The organism is Ruegeria sp. AL12, from assembly GCF_056540885.1.
The window spans coordinates 1,008,584-1,029,896 of sequence record NZ_JBQFXN010000001.1 but is presented as its reverse complement, the minus strand read 5'-3'; the positions used below and the strand labels follow the sequence as shown (position 1 = coordinate 1,029,896).

The window sequence follows — 21,313 nt, the reverse complement described above, 5'->3', positions numbered from 1 at the left end:
GATCATGAACTCGGACGTGCGATCAGGCTGGTCAAAGCTGCTGAAACCGTTTCGCGGCGCCCCGTTGGGGTGGCGGTTGCGGCTGGCTGTACTTGTTCTGATGGTGGCAACAATCGCAACGGTTTGGATCACCAACCGTTTGTTGACCGACAGGTTCACCGAATCCACCCGCAACCGGGCCGAGCTGCGCCTTGCACTGTATTCCGGCAATTTGCTGAGCGAACTGCGCCGCAACTCGATCGTGCCCCAGTTGCTGGCGCGGGACCCGACACTGATTTCGGCGCTGCAATCCAGGGACTATTCGTTATCGACGCAGCGTTTGATTTCGTTCGTTGAGGAAATCGGTGCGGCGTCGTTGATGCTGTTGGATGGTGACGGGCGAACGGTTGCGGCGACGGATCGGAACAGGCTGGGCGAGGCGCACAGGAATATTCCGTATTTTGTGGACGCGATCCGGTCAAATGCGACGATCTTTTCCGTTATTCCCAAGGAATCCGGCGGATACAGCTTTGTCTATTCGCGCCGGCTTGAAAACAGCGCGGAAATACTGGGCGTGATCGTTGTCGAAGTTGATCTGCAAAAGTTTGAACAGGCATGGGCCGGTATTTCGGATGCGGTGATGGTCACTGACAGCACCGGAACCATCATTCTGTCCACCGAACCGCGCTGGCGGGGTCTGGATGAGGGGGCGGCCCTGCTGCGTCAACCGCCGCAAGGGGCGATCCAGCGGGCCATTCGCGCCACGACCGATTGGACGGCTTTGCCACCTGACGCCTACCTGCAAGGCGAGGCCGTGATGCGTCTGGAAACGCGCATCCCGTTCCGCGGCTGGCAAATGACATCTTTCACGACCTATGCCTCGATCCGCGAGAAAGTGAACAGCGTTCTGGCGCTCGAGATCATGGGCTTTGCGATTCTTCTGGCGCTGGCGTTCTACGCGCTGAGCCGACGCGCGACGTTGCGCATGACCTTGTTTCAGCGCGAGTCGGCAGAGCTTCGCGCATTGAACGCCAGGCTACAGCGGGAAATCGCTGAACGTGAAAGGGTTGAAAAGACGTTGGATTTGGCCGAACAGACCCTTGCCCAAAGCTCGAAACTTGCAGCTCTGGGTGAGATGTCGGCGGCGGTCAGTCACGAGCTGAATCAACCTCTGGCTGCAATGAAAACCTATCTGGCCGGCGCCCGTCTGCTGTTGCGTCGAAACCGGCCGGAAGAAGCGCTTGCAAGTTTCGGTCGCATCGATGGTCTGATCGAGCGGATGGGGGCGATTACGCGGCAGCTCAAATCTTACGCTCGCAAGGGGGCGGATGCGTTTTCACCTGTAAATCTTGGCGAAGCGCTGGCCTCGGCCTTGTCGATGATGGAGCCGCAGTTGCGTCAGCGCCATGTGAAGATCACCCAGATCCTGCCGGAAGAACCGGTGGTGGTGATGGGGGATCGGATGCGGATCGAGCAGGTGATGGTCAACCTCTTGCGCAATGCGCTGGACGCCACCAAATCAGTGGCAGAGCCGGATGTGGAAATCATCTTGGCGGCGGGTGACACGGCTGTACTGACGGTACGCGACAACGGGCATGGGATCGAGGATATCGAGAACCTGTTCGAGCCGTTCTATACCACCAAACAGCCCGGAGACGGGGTGGGCCTGGGGCTTGCCATCTCATCGGGGATCGTGAACGACCATGGGGGACGGCTGACTGCGCGCAACGGCCAATACGGTGGCGCGGTGTTTGAAATGCAGTTGCCAGCACTGGGAAGCGACGGCCTTGAGGCCGCGGAATAACGAGGAATGACTATGGCACAGGCCATGAAAATCGCCATTGTGGATGACGAACAGGACATGCGCCAATCGATCAGCCAATGGCTTGCTTTGTCCGGGTATGACACGGAAACCTTTGCCAGCGCCGAGGACGCGCTCAAGGTTCTGGGGCCGGATTATCCGGGAATCGTGATCTCGGACATCAAGATGCCGGGAATGGACGGCATTCAGCTTCTGAAAAAGTTGATGGGGGCCGACAGTACCTTGCCGGTGATCATGATCACCGGGCACGGCGACGTGCCGATGGCGGTTGAAGCGATGCGCGTTGGCGCGTTCGACTTCCTTGAAAAACCGTTCAACCCCGATCGGATGTCCGAACTGGCCAAACGCGCCAGCAATGCGCGCCGTCTGACTCTGGACAACCGCGCCTTGCGGCGCGAGCTGTCCGGCGGCACCCAGATCATGAACAAGCTGATCGGCGCCAGCCCGGTCATGGAGCGGCTGCGTGAGGATATTCTGGATCTCGGCCAGGCTGACGGCCACGTGTTGATCGACGGTGAAACCGGTACCGGGAAAACGCTTGTGGCTCACGCGCTTCATGCCGTTGGCAGCCGTGCCGGCAAGAAGTTTGTATTGGTGTCCTGCGCCGCGCTTGAAGAGGATGCACTGGCCAAGCGTCTCTTTGGCCCCATGATGCCCGAGGATGCACAATTGCCCGCCATCGAAGAAGCCCGCGGCGGAACGCTGGTGCTGGAAGATGTGGAAGCGTTGAGCGATACGTTGCAGGCCAAGTTGCTGAGCGTGATGAACGAGCAGGGCACACCTGCGGAAACGCGGATCGTTGCCATTTCGAACTTGCAGGAGGCGGGCAAGACATCGGAAGACGTGCTGCGCCCGGACCTGTTCTATCGCCTGGCCGCGCTGCGCATCACCATGCCGCCGTTGCGGCAGCGGGGCGAGGATATCCTGACCCTGTTCACCCGTCTCAGTGAGCAGTTTGCCGAAGAATACGGTTGTGATGCCCCCCAGGTGAGCGCGCAGGAAGCTGCGCAACTGTTGCAGGCCCCTTGGCCCGGCAATGTGCGCCAGTTGATCAATATTGCCGAACGGGCGGTGCTGCAATCGCGCCGTGGTTCGGGCACCATCGCGTCTTTGTTGATGTCCGATCACGAAGAGATGCAGCCGGTGATGACCACCGAGGGCAAGCCGCTGAAGGAATATGTCGAAGCGTTCGAACGAATGCTGATTGATAATACGATGCGCAGGCACAAAGGCTCTATCGCCTCAGTCATGGACGAGCTTTGCCTTCCTCGCCGGACGCTGAACGAGAAGATGGCCAAATACGGCCTTCAGCGTTCGGACTATTTGTAAGCGATGCGATTTAGGGGCTCTGCCCCCGTCGCCTATGGCGCCTCCCCCGGGATATTTTTGGCCAGAAGAAGGGGGCGGCGACGCTGGTTTGGGCACGGAATGAAGTTTGCCCATTGTCTTTTCCACAGGGTTGCTTTTATTGTGTCGGAACGGGCCGGGCGATTTTGACGCCTGCAAGTCCCGAATCTTTGAGTTTCGCTGCTGATCCGTTGGTGAGGGTCAAGACCTCGCGGTTCAGCAGACCGATTATGCCCCTCAAGGGGCAGTGGAGTACCTGAGCCCGGGATCACTGGGCGAAAGGAATAAATGGGCAGGCTGCGTTCAGACGCGCCTGTCGGAGAAGAACCGCGATGACGCGCGCGCAACGATTGAGAGAACGGGCAGGGGGCCACAGCGCCAGACCCTGCCGCGCGCCGTCTGATATCGCCCTGACAAGACACCTCCCCAAAAGCGCCTGTCCGCCTGGACAGGTCAGGACAACGCGTTTGGCGCGGTGCACCAAGGACAAATGGCTAAGAAAATGCTTATCGATGCCACCCACGCGGAGGAAACCCGCGTCGTGGTGGTTGACGGAAACAAGGTCGAGGAGTTCGATTTTGAATCCGAAAACAAACGCCAGCTTGCCGGCAACATCTATCTTGCAAAAGTAACGCGGGTTGAGCCGTCGCTTCAGGCGGCCTTTGTGGATTATGGCGGGAACCGGCATGGCTTCTTGGCATTCTCTGAAATTCACCCGGATTATTACCAGATCCCCGTCGCCGACCGTGAGGCGTTGATGGAGGAAGAGCGCGCCTATGCCGAGGCCATGAAGGCGCGGGATGAGGCTGAGGAGGCCAAATCCAAGAAGCGGCGGACCCGGTCTCGCGCGAAGGCTGCTGACGTGAAATCGGATGATCCGGTTGAAACGATGGAGGTTTCGACCGAACCAACCGGCATGGAAACCATCGATCTGGACGAGGGTGAAGAAGCAAATGTTGATGTTCCGGAAGGAACGTCGCCGATGGAAGTCGTCGCTGAAACTCCGGTAGAGGAGCCGGTTGACGATGACGCGCCGGCCACTGAAGAAGCAACCGAAACCGCATCGGATGAGGCAGCACTAGACGACGTTGCCGAGGAAGCCACTGAACAGGCTGTCGAGGTGTCGGACGACGACGCGGAGGATCAGGCCGAAGAGCCAGTGGAAGCCGTTGAAGACATTCAATCGGAAGGGGATGAAGCCCAATCCGAGCCGGAGCAAGCAGAAGAACCTGTTGAAGCTGCGGATGATGAACAAGACCCTGATGAGGACGTTGACGAAACCAAAAGCACAGACGCTGCATCAAAAGACGCATCGATTGAATCGGTTGCTGATGATGATGACAGTGAAGACATTCGTCCGCCGCGCAAACCGCGTCCGCGCCGCTACAAAATTCAGGAAGTCATCAAAGTACGTCAGGTTCTGCTGGTGCAGGTTGTCAAGGAAGAGCGCGGAAACAAGGGTGCTGCGCTAACGACCTATCTTTCGCTGGCAGGACGGTATTGCGTTCTGATGCCCAATACCGCACGTGGCGGTGGCATCAGCCGCAAGATTACCAATGCGGCGGACAGGAAAAAGCTGAAAGAAATCGCAACGGATATCGATGTGCCGACTGGGGCAGGTTTGATCATTCGAACCGCCGGAGCCAAGCGAACAAAATCCGAGATCAAGCGCGACTATGAGTACCTCCAGCGTTTGTGGGAGCAGATTCGGGCGCTGACACTGGAATCCATCGCGCCGGCAAAGATCTATGAAGAAGGTGATCTGATCAAACGGTCGATCCGAGATCTTTACAACCGTGATATCGACGAAGTCTTGGTCGAAGGCGAGGGCGGGTACCGCATCGCCAAGGACTTCATGAAGATGATCATGCCGTCACACGCCAAGAACGTGAAACGGTACGAAGATGCGCTGCCTCTGTTCGCGCGCTATCAGGTGGAAAGTTATCTGGCCGGGATGTTCAATCCTACCGTACAGCTGAAATCCGGTGGCTATATCGTAATCGGCGTGACGGAAGCACTGGTGGCGATCGACGTGAACTCGGGCCGTGCCACCAAGGAAGGTTCGATCGAGGAAACCGCACTCAAGACCAACCTCGAGGCCGCTGAAGAGGTTGCACGTCAGCTGCGCCTGCGCGATCTCGCCGGTCTGATCGTCATCGACTTTATCGACATGGACGAGCGCAAGAACAACTCGGCTGTCGAAAAGCGTTTGAAAGACAAACTGAAAACGGACCGCGCCCGCATCCAGGTTGGTCGTATTTCGGGTTTTGGTCTGCTGGAGATGAGCCGTCAGCGTCTGCGCCCCGGCATGATCGAGGCAACGACACAGCCGTGCCCGGCCTGTCACGGCACCGGTCTGATCCGCTCGGACGACAACATGGCCTTGTCGATCCTGCGTCAGATCGAAGAAGAAGGTACCCGCCGCCGTTCGCGCGAAGTCCTGGTGCGCTGCCCTGTCAGCATCGCCAACTTCCTGATGAACCAGAAGCGAGAGCATATTGCGCAGATCGAGGCGCGTTATGGGCTTTCAGTGAGGATCGAAGGGGATATCCATTTAGTCAGCCCGGACTTCTCGATGGAGAAGTTCAAGACGGCCAGCCGGATTGTTCCCGAGGCCACGGCGCCTGTTGTTTCTGTCGATGCGTCGCTGATGGATCTTGTCGATTCATCGGACGCGGAAGAGACCGAAGAGGAAATCGCTCAGACCGAAGAAGAGGCAAAGCCCAAGCGCAAGCGCCGTCGTCGTCGTCGCAAGAAAGGTTCGGGCAATGGCGATGCGCCGGAGCAGGCCGCGGAAGAGGGTGACGCGCCAGCACAAGAAGACGCAGAGAGCGATACGCCTGACGTCGAAAGTGCTGAGCCGGCTGAAGCTGAGGCTTCGAAGGAAGAAAAACCGGCAAAGCCCAAGCGCAAACGCGCCCCGCGCCGTCGCAAGAAAGATGCGGTTGCCGAAGAAGTTGCGGATCAGCCTGAAGAGCGATCTTCCACGACGGCCGACGCTGCAACGGAAGAGCCGGCAGCCGAGGAAACCGGCGAGAGCATCGCGGGCGAAAGCGCCGAGGTAGCGGCAGAGCCGGTTGAGGAGGCCGCTGAACCAGCCGAAGCCCAGGCTGACGCTCCTCCGTCGGAAGAGCAACCTGCAAACGGTGTGGATGCGGCACAAGCGGTTGAAGAAGCGGATGAGGCGGAAAAGCAATCTGCGGAAGCCTTAGAAGCCGCTGACGTTGCAGAAACCGAAGATCCTGCCGAAGCCGGGCCAGCGGAAGCAACGCCCGAGCCGGTGCTTGAAAGCGTGGCGGAAGAGCCTGAACCCGTACCCGCCAAGCCCAAACGACGCGGTTGGTGGTCGCTGGGAAGTTAATCAAAAAGGCGGGCTGATCGGCCCGCCTTTTTCTGACCTGCAACGAAGGTCAGCTGGATTTTTGGATCAGATAGATCTGATGTGCGCCGTCAGTGTCCTGCGAAAGCAGTGTATGCCCGGCCTCGGCACAAAAATGCGGAACATCCACGATAGCCGCAGGATCATCGGCCAGCACCCGCAGAACGGCACCCTCCGGCATGGATTTCAGTCGTTTGCGGGCTTTCAGGACGGGCAAGGGGCACAACAGGCCCAAAGCGTCCAGGGTATCTGTATTCTCTGACATGATTTTCGGGATAGGGTGAAGTTGTAATATTGTCCAGATTCCGAGCACGAGGATGTGACTGTTTGGCCCCGTGACGGATCGCTCTTCATCACATATGTGCAGAAACATGTTCGGAATCGAAATCATAGACGCGGGACTGCTGCCCGCCATGTTCGTCGCGCTGCTGGGTGGCCTGATCAGCTTTCTGTCGCCTTGCGTATTGCCAATCGTACCGCCTTATCTGGCGTATATGAGTGGCGTTACCATACATGAGATGCAGGACGAGGCCCGCGCGCGGCGCAAGGCGACCATGTCGGCGCTGTTCTTTGTCATGGGCCTGTCGACCGTGTTTCTGCTGCTTGGCTTTACCGCATCGGCCTTTGGCGCGTTTGTGCTGCAAAATCAGGTGCTGTTCGCCAAGTTGTCCGGTGCCGTTGTCATCGTCTTTGGCCTTCACTTTCTGAATGTCTTCCGGATTCCTTTTCTGGATCGCGAAGCACGGATTGAAACCGGTGATTCCGGTGGGTCGGTCTTCGGCGCTTACATCCTTGGCCTGGCTTTTGCATTCGGCTGGACCCCGTGCATTGGTCCTCAACTGGGTGCGATCCTGTCACTGGCGGCGAACGAAGCGTCTGTCGCGCGCGGCACGTTTCTGCTGGGGGTTTACGCTGCGGGTTTGGGTATTCCGTTCCTGTTGGCGGCCATGTTCCTGAATCGCTCCATGACCGTGATGAACCGGATCAAACCGTATATGGGCACGATCGAAAAGATCATGGGTGGGCTGTTGCTGTTTGTGGGCATCATGCTGATAACCGGGCTTTTCACCCGTTTCAGCTGGTGGTTGCTGGAGACTTTTCCGGCGCTGGCAAGTTTCGGGTGATCAACTGACCCTCTTACCTTGGCTTCAAGCCTGCGTTAACCTGCGCATCAGAAGGTAAGGGCATGAGCAGTCACACAAATCAGCCGCAGGTGCGCAGACGTCGGGTGTTCTATATACCCGGCTATGATCCGATGCCGCCCCGGCGATATCGCGAGCTATATCGCAGTGAATCGCAGAAGCAGGCCCGGATCTCGGGGTACGAGATCGCCATATCCCAAAAGACAACGGACGGGCGTTTTGGGTGGCGTGTGACCTCGGAACAAGATGGGTTGACTGTTGAAACGGAATTCGAGGTTCTGGTGTGGTCCGACATCGTGCGCGACAGCATGTCGGTCTCGATCCCGGCGACCTATTGGCAATTGGCCCGCACGGCGTGGATTTACACATCAACCGGTACGTTGTGGCGTCTGATGCGATTGCGCAAGGGCCCGGTGATCGCTGCGTTGTATCCAGTGGCGATGTTGGTGTCTCAGCTGCTGATCGCGCTTGCGTTGGCATGGGCATGCATAGCCATGGCTGGTTGGTGGGGGGTATTCCCCGGAGCGGCCATCGCCGTCGCGTTACTGCTGTGGTTTCGCAAGGTCGATAACCGGCTGTTTGCGTATTACCTGATGCATGATTACGCCTATTCAGCGCAGTTGAGCGGGCAAATGCCGGTCGAGCTGCGGGAAAGGTTGTCTTCGTTTCGTGAAGCGATCCAAGACGCGTTGAATTCCGATGTGGATGAGGTGCTGGTCGTTGGCCACAGCTCGGGCGCGCATCTGGGGGTGTCTGTTCTGGCCGAGCTGGTCCGAAAAACGAAAGTGCACGAGCAAGGCGCGGTGCTGTCGTTTCTCAGTTTGGGACAGGTGGTTCCCATGGTCTCGTTTCTGCCCCAGGCACACGATTTGCGGTCCGATCTGCATTTCCTGTCCACGCGGTCCGAGCTCAGCTGGATCGATGTCTCGGCCCCCGGTGATGGCTGCGCCTTTGCGCTTTGCGATCCGGTTGCGGTCACGGGGGTGGCCGATGCTGATAAACGCTGGCCGCTGGTCCTGTCGGCGGCTTTTTCGCAAACCTTGTCTCCGGAACGCTGGAAAGCTCTGCGATGGCGTTTTTTTCGCCTTCATTTTCAGTACCTTTGCGCCTTCGACAAGCCGGAAAGCTATGATTATTTCCGGATAACGGCTGGCCCGTTGACGCTGGGGCAAAGGTTTGCGGATCGTGAGGCTTCGCGCAGCCGCATCGAGACGCCTGTTTCCAAGTTCACCTCGGTACAGCCATGACCATAACGCCGCCCAAGCCAGACCCGCGCCCCGAGAAGGTTTCGTTGCTGCGCTATGTGAAACTGTTCAGACATGACCTGCTGTCGGCGCAGCCAGCCCGGCTGTATCGCGCGTGGATGGCAGAATTCAAAACCCCGTTCTTCCGGTCGTTCCTGATCAATCAACCGGATTTGGTTCAAACGGTCCTCAAGAAACGGGCTGACGAATTCCCCAAATCCGGCAGGATCAGCGAAGGCCTGCGCCCGTTGCTTGGCAATTCGGTGTTTCTGACCAATGGCGAGGCCTGGAAACGACAGCGGCGGATTATCGATCCCGCGTTCGAAGGGGGACGTCTGAAGGATACATTCCCGGCCATGCTGGCCGCCGCCGAGGCGTGTGTGGAACGGCTGCGGCCTCATGTCGGAGGGGAACTCGAATTCGAAGAACAGACAAGCCATGCGGCGGCGGACGTGATATTTCGCACCCTGTTTTCCGTTCCTATCGACAACGCTATCGCCAGTCAGGTGTTCGAAAAGTTCCGGGCCTATCAACGCGCGCAACCTTTGCTGAATCTGGCGGCTTTTGTTCCCTTGCCAAAGTGGCTGCCCCGGTTTCATTCCGGGGCGACCAAACAAAACGCGCGGGATATCAGGGCGCTGATTGCCGAACTGACCAGAACACGCGCAATGGCCATCAAGGACGGAACGGCACCTGATGATCTTGCGACCAAGATCATGACGACGGCTGATCCCGAAACCGGGCAGTTCTTCGACCCCGAGGAGATGGTTGACCAGGTGGCGATCTTTTTTCTTGCCGGGCATGAGACCAGCGCGTCAGCCTTGGCCTGGACGCTGTACCTGATGGCGCTTTATCCGGAATGGCAGCAGAAGGTTGCAGAGGAGGCCGCTGTTCTGGATGATCCTTCATTTGCCTCTGTTTCAAAACTCCGGATCAGCCGGGATGTGTTCCGCGAAGCGCTGCGCCTTTATCCTCCGGTGCCCATGATGGTCCGCGAGACCACGTGCCCTGAAAGGTTCCGTAACCGGGATGTGCCGGTTGGCGCGCAGATCGTGATCAGCCCGTGGCATTTGCACCGTCAGGCGCGTTTGTGGGACGATCCGGACGGTTTTGATCCAAACCGTTGGGGCACGGAAAACGGCAAGCGGTGCCAGCGCGACGCTTACATCCCGTTCTCAGCAGGCCCCCGAGTGTGCACCGGGGCCGGGTTTGCAATGGTCGAAGGGCCGCTGATCCTGTCGATGCTCTTGCGCCGCTTTCGGTTCGAAACAATCCCGGGAAAAACACCCGTTCCGGTCGCTCACCTGACGGTTCGATCCAAAGATGGCATATGGTTACGCCTGGTTGAGCGCTAACAACCTACCATCGGTTCACGCCCTGTTGTATGCGGGGAAGAACATCGGAATCATCATTGAACAGGAAAACAATATGTCCAAAGCAGAACAGCGCGCGCAGATGATCAACGGCACGGGCTTTATCGCGGCACTGGATCAAAGCGGCGGATCAACCCCGAAAGCGCTTGCGTTGTATGGTGTCGAGGCATCCGACTACAGCTCGGAGGAAGAGATGTTCGGTGAAATCCAGAAGATGCGTGCCCGCATCATTCTGGCTGACGATTTCACAAAGGACAAAGTGATTGGCGCAATTCTGTTCGAACGTACCTTGGGCGAAGAGATCGAAGGCCGCAAGGTTGCCGACTACCTGTGGTCGGTCAAAGGTATCGTTCCTTTCCTGAAGATCGACAAAGGCTTGGAAGAACAGGCAAATGGCGTTCAGATGATGAAACCGATCCCCGGTCTGGCCGAGACCCTGGCCAAGGCCGATGGTGTGTTCGGCACCAAGGAACGCTCGGTCATTCACGAAGCGAATGCCGATGGCATCGCGGCGGTGGTTGCCCAACAGTTCGACGTCGCCCGCGAAGTCACCGATGCCGGTATGGTTCCGATCGTGGAACCTGAAGTGAACATCCATTCGGCAACCAAGGCCGAGGCGGAAGACATCCTGAAGGCTGAAATCCTCAAGAACCTCGATCAACTGGCCGAGGGGCAGGACGTGATGCTGAAGCTGACGATCCCGACACAGGCAAACCTGTATGACGCGCTGGCCGACCACCCGCGGGTCTTGCGCGTTGTGGCCCTGTCGGGCGGTTATTCGACGGAAGAAGCCTGTGATCTGCTGGGCCGGAATGGCAAGATGATTGCATCCTTCTCGCGGGCCTTGACCGAAGGTCTGTTGAAGCAGCAGTCAGATGCCGAATTCAACGCGGCGCTGGGTGCCAACATCGACAAGATTTACAAAGCCTCGGTCTGATCCGTCAGACAGGTTTGACGAAAGAGCGGCGCAAATGTGCCGCTTTTTTTCTGCCGATGCAGGTCTCGGCATGATCATTGACCAGCCCCATGGCCTGCATGAACGCAAACACGGTTGTAGGGCCCACAAACTTCCATCCCCGTTTCTTGAGATCTTTCGACATGGCCACGGACTCGGGCGATGTGGACGCCGTTTGCGGAGGCGGAGGCGTCTCAGCCTCGTAACGCCAGACATAGGCCGCCAGAGATCCTTCGGCCGCCACAAGATCCTGCGCGCAACGCGCATTGTTGATCACCGCTTCAATCTTGCCGCGATGACGGATGATCCCGGAATCCTGTAGCAGCCGTTCCACATCTGCATCGGAAAACGCCGCCATCCTGTTGAAATCAAACCCGCAAAAGGCTTTCCTGAAGTTTTCGCGCTTGTTCAGGATCGTTCGCCAGCTAAGGCCTGACTGAAAGCTTTCGAGGCACAGTTTTTCAAACAACCGTTGGTCGTCGCCCACAGGGTAGCCCCATTCATTGTCGTGATATTCAAAGAATTCGGGCGCGGCCTGACACCATGCGCATCTTTGCTGCCCATCCGGCCCGGTAATGGTGTCGCTCATGGTTGTACCCCTTTTGTTCCGAATCACGTTACACGTCGAGGCGAGGGCGTGACAAGTCTCAATCAGGGTTGCGGAACCAGTTCAGCACAAAGACGCGTATGGCCGATGCAAGACCCGTTTCCGGGTCGCGGGCCACATCTATTTCGGCCGCCAAGACATTGATTGGCTTACCTTGTTCCTGAGCGATCTCGCGAAAAGCACGCCAGAATTCATCCTCGAGTGATACCGAGGTTCGGTGTCCTTTCAGGGTCAGAGAGCGTTTGACGGGACGGCCGCTCATTCGTCCAGCTCATGATCGTCGAGGTCGCGCTTTTGTTTTTTCTGTTGAAGCTTCACGACTTCTTTTTCAGCTTTTGTTCGCCCAAACGCGACGGCGTTCCGGTCAGCGCGGGCCTTTCTTTCGGCCCGCGCTTTTTCCTTTCGATACCGGTTCAGATTGACCGGCTTGCCCATCAGTCTTTTGGGCCGATCATCTGTTCGGGACGGACGACGGCATCAAAGGTCGCTTCGTCCACAAAGCCCAGCGCGATGGCTTCTTCCTTGAGCGTGGTACCGTTCTTGTGGGCGGTTTTCGCAACGGTGGTCGCATTGTCATAACCGATGGTAGGGGCAAGCGCCGTGACCAGCATCAGCGATTCCTTCATCAGCTTGTCGATGCGCGGTTCGTTCGCTTTGATGCCCAACAGCATCCGCTCGGTAAAGCTGTCGGTGGCATCCCCCAACAGCTGGATCGATTGCAGCAGGTTGTAGGACATCATCGGATTGTAGACGTTCAATTCGAAATGGCCTTGCGATCCGGCGAAATTCATCGCCGCGTTGTTGCCCATCACATGCGCGGCGACCTGCGTCAGCGCTTCGGCCTGCGTCGGGTTTACCTTGCCGGGCATGATCGACGAGCCGGGCTCATTTTCCGGCAGAATCAGCTCACCCAGGCCGGAACGAGGCCCGGAGCCCAGTAAACGAATGTCGTTTGCGATCTTGTAGCAGCTGCCGGCAATCGTCGCCAAAGCGCCCGAAAGGAAGACCATGGCATCATGGGCGGCCAGCGCCTCGAACTTGTTCGGCGCCGTCACGAAGGGCAGGTCGGTGATCTGGGCCATATGGCCTGCGACGGCTTTGTCCCAGCCGTGCTGGGTGTTCAGGCCGGTGCCAACGGCCGTTCCGCCCTGGGCCAGTTCGTAAATCCCCGGCATCGCCGCATGCACGCGTGCGATCCCCTGACGAATCTGGTGGGCATAGCCACTGAACTCCTGACCCAAGGTCAGCGGTGTCGCGTCCTGCGTATGGGTTCGGCCGATCTTGATGATGTCCTTGAACTCCTCGGCCTTCTGCTCGAGACCGGACGCCAGTTTTTCAAGGCCGGGAAGCAGCACGTCGCGTACGCTCATCGCTGTTGCGATATGCATGGCGGTTGGGAAAGTATCGTTCGACGATTGCCCCATGTTGCAGTGGTCATTCGGGTGTACCGGGTCTTTGGATCCGATCTTGCCGCCCAGAATCTCGATGGCTCGGTTGGCGATGACCTCGTTCGCATTCATGTTCGACTGGGTGCCGGAACCCGTCTGCCACACGACCAACGGAAAGTTGTCGTCGAACTTGCCCTCGATCACCTCGCCTGCGGCCTGGATGATCGCATCTGCTATCTTTGCGTCCAGCTTGCCCGTTGCCTTGTTTTCCATGGCGCAGGCTTTCTTGATCACGCCCAGCGCGCGCACGACGGCGACCGGCTGTTTTTCCCAGCCGATGGGAAAATTCATGATCGAGCGCTGCGTTTGGGCGCCCCAATACTTGTCGGCAGGAACCTCGAGCGGGCCAAAGCTGTCGGATTCTGTGCGGGTTTGAGACATCGGTCACTCCGTCTGGTATGCAGTTGTATGCCGTTTAGCCGCAGCCACGCCGTGACGCAATCGGCCAGTTGCGCGCACCTTAAACTTAAGGGCGTCAAAGGTATAGGCGCGGGGTGCGTCACTTTAATCGTTATTGGCGGGGAATGTGCATTGTTTGCCGATACCTCTGGGCTACAATGGAGCAATAGACGCCATGGAGGACAAAATGCCAAATTTCCATCGCTTTACGCTTGAAAAAGCAGTCGCGATACTTGCAGTTTGCGCTTTGTGGCTGTCGGTTCTGAGCGCAGCGGCTCGCGCGGCAGACATTACACCGTTCATAGGAGATTATATCGGTTCAGCCGAAGTCGTGGACGCGGATGGCACGACAACGCCCCGCGACATGAGCGTTTCCATCGTCGAGACCAAGAACGGTTTCAACGTCAGTTGGCGGACGACGACATACAAGCTGGATGGACGCGTAAAGGAACAGAAGTTCTCGATTGATTTTGTTCCGTCAGACCGCCCGGATGTGTTTTCGGCGGCGATGAAGCGCAATGTTTTTGGTCACGAAGTCCCGCTGGACCCGATGAAGGGCGAGCCATTTGTATGGGGCCGCATCGTCGACGAAACGCTGACCGTGTTTTCTTTGTTCATTGACGAGGACGGAGGATATGAGTTGCAGCAATTCGACCGCACGCTTGCCGAAGGCGGGCTGAACCTCGCGTTTTCACGATTCATAGATGGTCAAAAATCACGGTCGGTCGAGACTTTCCTAATGAAACGATAAACCCCGCGCCGGGCGGGGTTTGAAGGTTCATTTCCGGAAGCTGTCCAGCGACACGATATCCGCATCGTGATGTATTTCTTCTTCCTCGACTTCGATGTCGTCTTCGATGATCTGATCTTCTTCGATTTCGTCTTCCGGGCTTTCGAAGCGAAGGCCGAATTCCACGGAAGGATCGACGAAAGTCTTGATTGCGGAATAGGGGACGTACAGCGGTTCTGGGGCATCGCCAAAGTTCAAAGTGATGCCAAAGCCGAGGTCACCAACTTCGAGGTTCTCGAACCAGTGCTGCATGACGATGGTCATTTCTTCGGGATAGCGTTCACGCAGCCAGTCGGCGATTTCCACACCATCTTCACGTGTGTCGAAAGTGATGAAAAAGTGATGCGCCCCGGGTAAACCGGTTTCAGAAACTTCCTTCAGCACTGTTTTGATCAGGCCGCGCATGGCGGTGTGCATCAGGTTTCCATAATCGATGCCTTGCGACATGTGTGATCCTCAAAAGTGGTTATGCTCAGCATAGGGGTTTTGTTCGGAAACGAAAGGGCGGGTACGACCGGATTGATCAGATATTGTGTGCAGCCAGGCCGGCAATCGACATCAGGGCAAGCACGGTTCCCATCCCTAATTTCAGTCGAAAAATCAAGGCCCCAGCAAGGATAGTCAGACCGAATGCGGTAAAATTCAACGCGGAAATCTGCGGCGTGGGGATTGCCAGAGGACCCCATGATTTTTCAGACACCGATTCGAAAAGAACATTCAGGGCGAACCACACGGAAAGGTTGAGAATCACTCCGACGACGGCCGCGGTGATTCCATGCAGGGCCGCAGACAGGCGGGGACGCGCGGCCAGACGGTCGAGATATGGGGCCGCAAGAAAAATCCAAAGAAAGCACGGAACGAACGTCGCCCACAATGCAACCGCACCGGCTGCAAGTGCCAGCGTGAACCCGCCGGTCAGTTGCCCGGTCAGCATGGCGACGAACTGTGTGACAAGTATGAGCGGCCCCGGAGTCGTTTCCGCCAGCCCCAGCCCATCAATCATCTGATCCGTGCTGATCCAGTGGTACTGACCGACAACCGTTTGGGTCATATAGGCTAATACGGCATATGCGCCGCCAAAGGTCACAACGGCGAGTCGGGCAAAGAACCACCCCAGATCGCTCAGCAGTTGATAGCCTGTGACGCTCAGAGCGACGAGCGGGCCCAACCAAAGGGGCAACCAGACAGCAATCGTTCGCAGAGACCGCGCCAGATGTGGTGTTCCTTCTCGCGGGGGAGTTTCTACGGGTCCTTTGAAGGTCACGTACCCCCAGGCTGCGGCAACGAATATGATCGCCGGAAAAGGAAGGTTCAGCAGAAAAATGGCCAGGAAGGACAGGATTGCGATTGTTCGATGCTCGCGATCATTCAATGCCTTGCGCGAAAGATTGCGGAGCGCCTGCAAAACGATGACGATGACGGTTGCCTTGATGCCCGTGAAGGCCGATTGCACCAAGGGGACATCGCCAAATGCTGAATAGAGCGCGACCAGAACCGCAATCACCAACGCGCCGGGCAAAACGAACAAGCTGCCGGCAATCAGCCCGCCAGCAACGCCGCGCAGACGCCACCCCGCATAGGTTGCCAGCTGCATCGCCTCGGGGCCCGGCAGCAACATGCACAGAGACAGGGCGCGCAGGTAAGTCTGTTCATCCAGCCAGGGTCGGCGTTCGACCAATTCCTGATGCATCAAGGAGATCTGAGCCGCAGGACCGCCGAAAGACAGCAGACCGATCCTGCCAAAAATCTTGAAAATCTCGGCCAGTGTCGGTGTCATGACGTTCGCCCGGCGGGCCAGTCATGGCTTTCGTCAAATCCATCGCGCGCCCAGCGATACATCGCGTCGTAAAGGTTCATCCCGGCTTTCAGGTTTTCATGGTCATCGCGATACTGCCTTGAAAGCCCGACGGACACCGCCAACAATCCCGCCGCTTCAGGCGCAAGCGCGTGCCGGTTCGTGTCCGCCGCCCGGATGACTGTCGCCAACCGGTCCAGTGCAGGGGAGTGAAGCCCGAATTCATCCAGCATGGTGTCAAACGTGCAATTGTCCCCTCGGTGGCTCCAGAACGTGTTCTCGATATCAAAAGGTGACGCCCCGAAAACAGTCGCAACGCTTTCGACTTCGCCGGGTGCCACAAACAGGAACTTGGCGTCGGGATCAACAAACCTGCGTATCAGCCAGGGACATGCGATTCTGTCGATCTTGGGTCGGTGACGCGTGACCCACAGCGTATGGCCACCAATTCGATCAGGAATGCGTGCTGCGGGCACACGTGGTGCATCATCGGCCATGTGGCGCCAGGCATGCATTCCACCTTCCAGATATTCGGCTTGATGCCCTTCGCTGCGCAACCAGGAGACAACGCCCTGGCTCAGCTTTTTGCCTTTCTGACAGATAATCACGGTTGAACGGCCGGAGATCTTGCACGAAAGCCCCCGAAGATCCGCGGCCGGGTGCCGGATTGATGCGGGGATCAGATAGGGATCTTCTTCAAAATCGTCATTCAGGCAGACGTCGAATAGAACGGGCGCGTTCGGAGTACCGATCAGTCGCAGGAGCTGTTTGGGAGAAATAGAGTTGGGCGATGCCATGGCATGTTTCCTTGTGACCGCGGATACATGCGAAACTTGGGCTGTCGCCTCACGGGGCGTTCGCAATCTTACCCCATGGCACTTGCTAGCGCGCAAGGGTCATGGGGGTCAAGATTGCTTTGGGTTCACGCCCAGTCCAGACGTTGCCCGGTCATACATACGGGCAGGGTGTCCGATGGAAACTGGCCCAGTTCTTCAAAAAACGAGATGAAGTCAAAATGGTTGTAGGCTTCAACCATCTTTTCGTCCTTGAACCGCGCCATGACCTGGCCGGTGACTTCCATTGGCGCGCCATTGTCAGCCCGAAAAGTACGCACATGCAGAATGGCGGACACCCAGTCGCCGTTTTCGATGATCTTGGGCAATTCGACCTTGATGTCCCCCAGAATATGGCGGAACGCCATGACCAGATCCCGGAAATCGTCCGCACCGACCTGCATTTCCGGAATCAGCCCCTCGGCCATCGTTTCGGGTGCGAAGAACTGATCAATTGCTTTGGTGTTTCCGTTTTCCCAAACTTCGGAGTACCACTTTCTGAGTATCTCTGAATTCGTCATCCCAGTTCTCCTGTCCAAGTACTGGCAAGATGGCAAAAAGGAATGAATAAACTCTGAATCCGCCTAGGGGTGGGTAATTAAAACCAGACATGTGGGGGTTAATGCAGGTTTCTGTTGCCAGGTACCTGCGAACCCCGCCTTACGCGGCTAGGCGCAAGGGCTTAAGTTTCGGTCTTGCTACTGCTTACGCAGCAACTGCAACCGGAGCACGATTGTCGTTTGCAATTGTACTGTTTTCGCCGGTAACGGTGGCAGACAACCGAGACAAAGCTAACCCCTTTAGACGTTCGTCGATCCTGTTTCGGCCCCAAAATCCCCAAACGAAGGATGGTTGGTGGAGCCGCCGGGTACCGCCCCCGGGTCCGATCCGCTTATTACGAGCGCATTTATGTCCATAGTCCCGAAGGACGACTCTTATATAGGTGAGGTGATGGGGGGATGCAAACTCAGAATGAACGCAACCGTGTTTAACATTTCCAATCTGTTAGGTGGTTTTGTTGAAGTTTGCAGCAATCAACCAGACGGCCAGAACCAGTTCGATTCCCCCAAAGATCAACGCCTTGGCCAAGGGGGGATTGTCCAGCGCGACCGACACAAACCGACCCAGCGCTGCACCGGAATAGACAATGCCCAGCATGACATAGGCCATTGGGTTGTTCAGCCAGATAACGGCGATCCCCGTCACAACAAACAAACCACCGACCGAGGCGCGCATCTCGGACAACCCCATCGTGCTGTTGGTCGGGGCCAGATCCAGGGCCGACGCGGTGTGGGCCGGGGCCAGAAACCCGAATGCGCCGAACCCGATGGTCAGCAATGCCGCGATGACGTTCACAGTTGCGACCATTCCGGCCCCCTTATGGTTCAGGCCGCGTAGGCGGCGTCAAAGAAATCCCGTTCCAGTTCGACAGCGCGATGGAACAGTCGCGTGACCTCGGCCTGTTCGGCCGCATCCAGCGTCGGCCAGACGTTGTCCAGCTGACTGCGCAGATATTCCACGACGCTTTCGAACCCTTCTCCCGCATGTAGCGTGATCCATTCCGCAAACCAGAACGGCAAGCCGTCTTTGGGCGGGTTTTCCGGGCTGGCCCAGCTCAGGTAAACCCATTCCGCCACGACGAGTACCGCCAGCATGTTCTGATAACGGCCAGAGGCTGCGGCTTCGGCCATCAGATCCTGAAAGGCGCGTGTGGCGGGCGCGGGCTCGGTGCTGGGTTCAGTGCCCAAAGCGTCCATCGCGCGCAGGAAATAGGTGTTCTCGGGGCCAGTGATCACCGCGAGAAACTGCGCGGCCGGTACGCTGTCAGCAAGGGTCGGCGCATGCGCGATGGCGCTGGCCAAAAGACGCACGAAACCGTCGACGAACTGATAATCCTGTTGCAGATACCATCGCATCTTGTTCTCGGGCAGGGTGCCGTCAGACAACTCGCGGGGGAAAGCATGGGTTGTGGCGGCCGTCCAGTCGTCGATTTTGCCTTGACGCAGCACTTCGGTTGGGCGGGATTGGTCCTGCATTCGGAAGCTCCAGTTTTGTTTCGATGCAGACAAAGCGCGTTTCAAAACAAAGTACAAGGTCAGCCAAGTGCGGACCAGAGACCCAGACCACCGACCAGAATGAGGCTCAGGGCCCAGATGAGCTCCAGGTTGAACCAGCTGCGCGACAGGAATTGCAGTCCGAGCCAACGATAGACCGCATAGGCCAAAAAACCGCCACCCAGAACCATGGCGGCCGTATGCAGCGCGGCGACGCCCAGAACCAAAAGGGTGTTCGTGGTCATGATCTGAGAAATCGCTTGATGGCCCGCGTCCAGTTCATCCACGGCACACAGGCCCAGATAGATTGGAACCAGCATCAGGGCGGCCCCGTGGGCAAGCGCCACAAGAAAAGACCACAGCGCGAGCCTGCTTGGCGGGATCCGCGAAAGAAAGCGGGGATGACGGCGGGTTATCGCGATGTACAGGCCCATGCCAATCACGACCAGAGCCGCGCCGATGCGGATTTCATTTTGATAATCGACCAGTACGGCCATCAGGGCAAAAGGAAGAAGTACGCCGAGCATGGCTACGAAATGCCCGCCAGCCAAAGCCGCGAGTGCACCCCAAAGCGCGGATTGGCGTTGTTCCATCAAAGCCGAAGACACCGCCAGTGGCCAGCCCATGCCTGGGTTCAGGCCGTGATAGGCTCCGCTCAGAACAACGGCCAGCCACAGGCCAGCCGTTGATGACATCAAAAATTCCAACTCAGACCGACGGATAGCAGAAGCTGTCGGTTGAACAGTCTCCGCCCTCCAACCGGATCTGGTGGCTGCGATAGCCCATAGGAAACTCTACCCAGAACTTCGGATCCAATGTCAGACCACCATTTTCACCGACATCAGCCTTGACCATGGCCGCACCACCTTCCTCGGGGTAGAACTGGTCGTCCCACGTGGAATAGAGCGAATTGGTCCAATAGACGCGTTTGCCGTCGCGGCTGATTTCGACCATCTGTGGACCATAGCCAAAGGTTTGACCATTTGGATGCTTTGTCTTTTTGACGATTCCGCCGATCTCGACCTTGCCTGCCAGGGTTGGGTTCATCGGGTCGGATACATCGTATTGATGCATCTCGCCGGTTCCCCAGCACGCGACATAGAGGTACTTGTCGTCCAGGCTCAGGTCGATATCAGTAACCAGCGGCGGAACGGCTGAGAAGCCCTTCAGAAGGTCAGGAAGATCATCAGGATCAGCGGGTTGCGGATCGATTGTTATGGTCTTCTTGGCTTCGAACGTGCCGTCATCATTGCGCCACCAGGTGAAGATCGCACCTTGCAGGTTGGTCGTATCGACGACAACGCCGCAGAACCCGTATTGTTTTACGGGATCATGCGCGGGGCGGATTTCCAGGGCCATCTGATGGTTTTCGCCCAGATCGATGGTTTGAATATTCGTCCGGTTCCGAAGGTTCCAGAAATGGATCCGGTGGCCGTACTTGTTGGACAACAGATCCTCGGCCACCAGCCCGTTTTCGAATTGCGGCGGCAGCCCCCATTCGGAACTGACCATGTAGTCACGCGGCAGGTTCCACCAGAAATCATAATGCTTGTCCTGCACGCCGCGCTCGATCTCATAGCGCCCGATGATATCGAAGGTCTCGCAATCCATGATGAATATGCCCGGAGGGCCATCTGTGCCGTCGGGGCCGCCGCCACCAAGGGTGCTGACATAGATGCCCTCAGGCCCGCAATGGATCGTGTGCGGACGGGAATACCCTGTCTTTGCAAAGACTTCTTCGGGTTCGATGATCTTGTGAATCTTGGCCTCAAGCGGGTTTTTCACGTCAATGACATAAATCCGGCTGGACCGGATGCCCGGGATGATCAGATAGCGCCGCTCCAGAAACGCGTGACCGCTCAGCGGCGACAGGGACGAAGAACAGGCGTTCCAGCCAAAATGGTGAAATTCGTCGCCCTTTTCGGGCATGATCACCTGATGCACGATCTTTCCGAAATCGTCCGAGCTTGGATCGACATTCACAACCGCCAGCCCGTCGGGTTGAGAAAAGTCAGGGCTGAGCATCAGCGTGAATGCAAGCGTCTCAGCGGGGCCCTCCATCGCCAGTTTCGCGGATGGATAAAAACTTGGGTCCGGTCTTTGGTTCATAACGTCCTCCCGTAAGTCATTGAACTTCAATTCATAT

General features: G+C 57.5%; 21 protein-coding genes and 1 other RNA gene. 8 read left to right on the top strand and 14 right to left on the bottom strand.

Features of this window, described 5'->3' with window-relative positions; genetic code table 11:
* The first annotated feature begins 100 nt into the window (after window positions 1-100).
* The 3 genes from ACR0C6_RS05210 to ACR0C6_RS05200 all read left to right on the top strand — a co-directional run bounded on the left by ACR0C6_RS05210 (window position 101) and on the right by ACR0C6_RS05200 (window position 6,509).
* Entirely contained in the window at window positions 101-1,783 is a 1,683-nt protein-coding gene (locus ACR0C6_RS05210) for a sensor histidine kinase (protein ID WP_371807735.1), read from the top strand.
* A 12-nt stretch (window positions 1,784-1,795) separates the two neighbouring features.
* On the top strand, window positions 1,796-3,130 hold the full coding sequence (locus tag ACR0C6_RS05205; protein WP_050603452.1) for a sigma-54-dependent transcriptional regulator: 1,335 nt from the start codon (window positions 1,796-1,798) through the stop codon (window positions 3,128-3,130).
* Window positions 3,131-3,638: 508 nt separating this feature from the next.
* On the top strand, window positions 3,639-6,509 hold the full coding sequence (locus ACR0C6_RS05200) for an Rne/Rng family ribonuclease (protein WP_480618534.1): 2,871 nt from the start codon (window positions 3,639-3,641) through the stop codon (window positions 6,507-6,509).
* Between the two features lie 49 nt (window positions 6,510-6,558).
* Here ACR0C6_RS05200 and ACR0C6_RS05195 read toward each other — a convergent pair whose 3' ends face one another.
* Window positions 6,559-6,792, bottom strand: a complete 234-nt coding sequence (locus ACR0C6_RS05195; protein ID WP_171228703.1) for a sulfurtransferase TusA family protein — start codon at window positions 6,790-6,792, stop codon at window positions 6,559-6,561.
* 106 nt (window positions 6,793-6,898) lie between these two features.
* On the opposite strand from ACR0C6_RS05195, the gene ACR0C6_RS05190 reads away from it, so the two are divergent.
* The 4 genes from ACR0C6_RS05190 to ACR0C6_RS05175 all read left to right on the top strand — a co-directional run bounded on the left by ACR0C6_RS05190 (window position 6,899) and on the right by ACR0C6_RS05175 (window position 11,223).
* On the top strand, window positions 6,899-7,651 hold the full coding sequence (locus ACR0C6_RS05190) for a cytochrome c biogenesis CcdA family protein (protein WP_171228704.1): 753 nt from the start codon (window positions 6,899-6,901) through the stop codon (window positions 7,649-7,651).
* A 62-nt stretch (window positions 7,652-7,713) separates the two neighbouring features.
* Window positions 7,714-8,916: a hypothetical protein gene (locus ACR0C6_RS05185; protein WP_480618532.1), complete on the top strand. Its 1,203-nt coding sequence runs from the start codon at window positions 7,714-7,716 to the stop codon at window positions 8,914-8,916.
* Window positions 8,913-10,268 carry a cytochrome P450 gene (locus ACR0C6_RS05180; protein ID WP_480618530.1) on the top strand — a complete coding sequence of 452 codons (1,356 nt, stop codon included), beginning with the start codon at window positions 8,913-8,915 and terminating at the stop codon, window positions 10,266-10,268. The genes ACR0C6_RS05185 and ACR0C6_RS05180 overlap by 4 nt, the downstream gene beginning before the upstream one ends.
* A gap of 73 nt (window positions 10,269-10,341) precedes the next feature.
* Window positions 10,342-11,223, top strand: coding sequence for a fructose bisphosphate aldolase (locus ACR0C6_RS05175; RefSeq protein WP_480445056.1), 882 nt, complete (start codon window positions 10,342-10,344; stop codon window positions 11,221-11,223).
* Window positions 11,224-11,227: 4 nt separating this feature from the next.
* Here ACR0C6_RS05175 and ACR0C6_RS05170 read toward each other — a convergent pair whose 3' ends face one another.
* The 4 genes from ACR0C6_RS05170 to fumC are packed head-to-tail and all read right to left on the bottom strand — an operon-like array spanning window position 11,228 to window position 13,677.
* Window positions 11,228-11,830 carry a DNA-3-methyladenine glycosylase I gene (locus tag ACR0C6_RS05170; protein WP_480445057.1) on the bottom strand — a complete coding sequence of 201 codons (603 nt, stop codon included), beginning with the start codon at window positions 11,828-11,830 and terminating at the stop codon, window positions 11,228-11,230.
* Window positions 11,831-11,888: 58 nt separating this feature from the next.
* Window positions 11,889-12,110 carry a ribbon-helix-helix domain-containing protein gene (locus tag ACR0C6_RS05165; RefSeq protein ID WP_152457905.1) on the bottom strand — a complete coding sequence of 74 codons (222 nt, stop codon included), beginning with the start codon at window positions 12,108-12,110 and terminating at the stop codon, window positions 11,889-11,891.
* Window positions 12,107-12,283, bottom strand: a complete 177-nt coding sequence (locus tag ACR0C6_RS05160) for a DUF4169 family protein (RefSeq protein ID WP_480445058.1) — start codon at window positions 12,281-12,283, stop codon at window positions 12,107-12,109. Before ACR0C6_RS05160 ends, ACR0C6_RS05165 begins: the two co-directional genes overlap by 4 nt.
* A complete protein-coding gene (gene fumC, locus ACR0C6_RS05155) occupies window positions 12,283-13,677 on the bottom strand; it encodes a class II fumarate hydratase (RefSeq protein ID WP_480618528.1) in 1,395 nt (464 codons plus the stop codon). The genes ACR0C6_RS05160 and fumC overlap by 1 nt, the downstream gene beginning before the upstream one ends.
* Window positions 13,678-13,882: 205 nt before the next feature.
* Between fumC and ACR0C6_RS05150 the strand changes: the two genes are divergently transcribed.
* Window positions 13,883-14,446: a hypothetical protein gene (locus tag ACR0C6_RS05150; RefSeq protein WP_171328498.1), complete on the top strand. Its 564-nt coding sequence runs from the start codon at window positions 13,883-13,885 to the stop codon at window positions 14,444-14,446.
* 27 nt (window positions 14,447-14,473) lie between these two features.
* On the opposite strand, the gene ACR0C6_RS05145 is transcribed toward ACR0C6_RS05150, so the two are convergent.
* The 9 genes from ACR0C6_RS05145 to ACR0C6_RS05105 all read right to left on the bottom strand — a co-directional run bounded on the left by ACR0C6_RS05145 (window position 14,474) and on the right by ACR0C6_RS05105 (window position 21,276).
* Entirely contained in the window at window positions 14,474-14,932 is a 459-nt protein-coding gene (locus ACR0C6_RS05145) for an SspB family protein (RefSeq protein WP_152457909.1), read from the bottom strand.
* Between the two features lie 76 nt (window positions 14,933-15,008).
* Window positions 15,009-16,262: a chromate efflux transporter gene (gene chrA, locus ACR0C6_RS05140; RefSeq protein WP_480618526.1), complete on the bottom strand. Its 1,254-nt coding sequence runs from the start codon at window positions 16,260-16,262 to the stop codon at window positions 15,009-15,011.
* Window positions 16,259-17,077, bottom strand: a complete 819-nt coding sequence (locus tag ACR0C6_RS05135; RefSeq protein WP_480618524.1) for a chromate resistance protein ChrB domain-containing protein — start codon at window positions 17,075-17,077, stop codon at window positions 16,259-16,261. Before ACR0C6_RS05135 ends, chrA begins: the two co-directional genes overlap by 4 nt.
* A 125-nt stretch (window positions 17,078-17,202) precedes the next feature.
* Window positions 17,203-17,634, bottom strand: coding sequence for an ester cyclase (locus ACR0C6_RS05130; RefSeq protein ID WP_480618522.1), 432 nt, complete (start codon window positions 17,632-17,634; stop codon window positions 17,203-17,205).
* Between the two features lie 100 nt (window positions 17,635-17,734).
* Window positions 17,735-18,082, bottom strand: a transfer-messenger RNA (tmRNA) gene (ssrA, locus tag ACR0C6_RS05125).
* Window positions 18,083-18,118: 36 nt separating this feature from the next.
* The gene (locus tag ACR0C6_RS05120; RefSeq protein ID WP_480618520.1) at window positions 18,119-18,481 is read right to left on the bottom strand and encodes a DUF4345 family protein; all 363 of its coding nucleotides are present in this window, start codon (window positions 18,479-18,481) and stop codon (window positions 18,119-18,121) included.
* Between the two features lie 17 nt (window positions 18,482-18,498).
* The gene (locus ACR0C6_RS05115) at window positions 18,499-19,149 is read right to left on the bottom strand and encodes a TenA family protein (protein ID WP_480618519.1); all 651 of its coding nucleotides are present in this window, start codon (window positions 19,147-19,149) and stop codon (window positions 18,499-18,501) included.
* A gap of 59 nt (window positions 19,150-19,208) precedes the next feature.
* Window positions 19,209-19,862: a hypothetical protein gene (locus ACR0C6_RS05110; RefSeq protein WP_172978476.1), complete on the bottom strand. Its 654-nt coding sequence runs from the start codon at window positions 19,860-19,862 to the stop codon at window positions 19,209-19,211.
* Between the two features lie 13 nt (window positions 19,863-19,875).
* Complete coding sequence (locus tag ACR0C6_RS05105) at window positions 19,876-21,276, bottom strand: selenium-binding protein SBP56-related protein (RefSeq protein ID WP_480618516.1); 1,401 nt, start codon at window positions 21,274-21,276, stop codon at window positions 19,876-19,878.
* Between the last annotated feature and the right edge of the window lie 37 nt (window positions 21,277-21,313).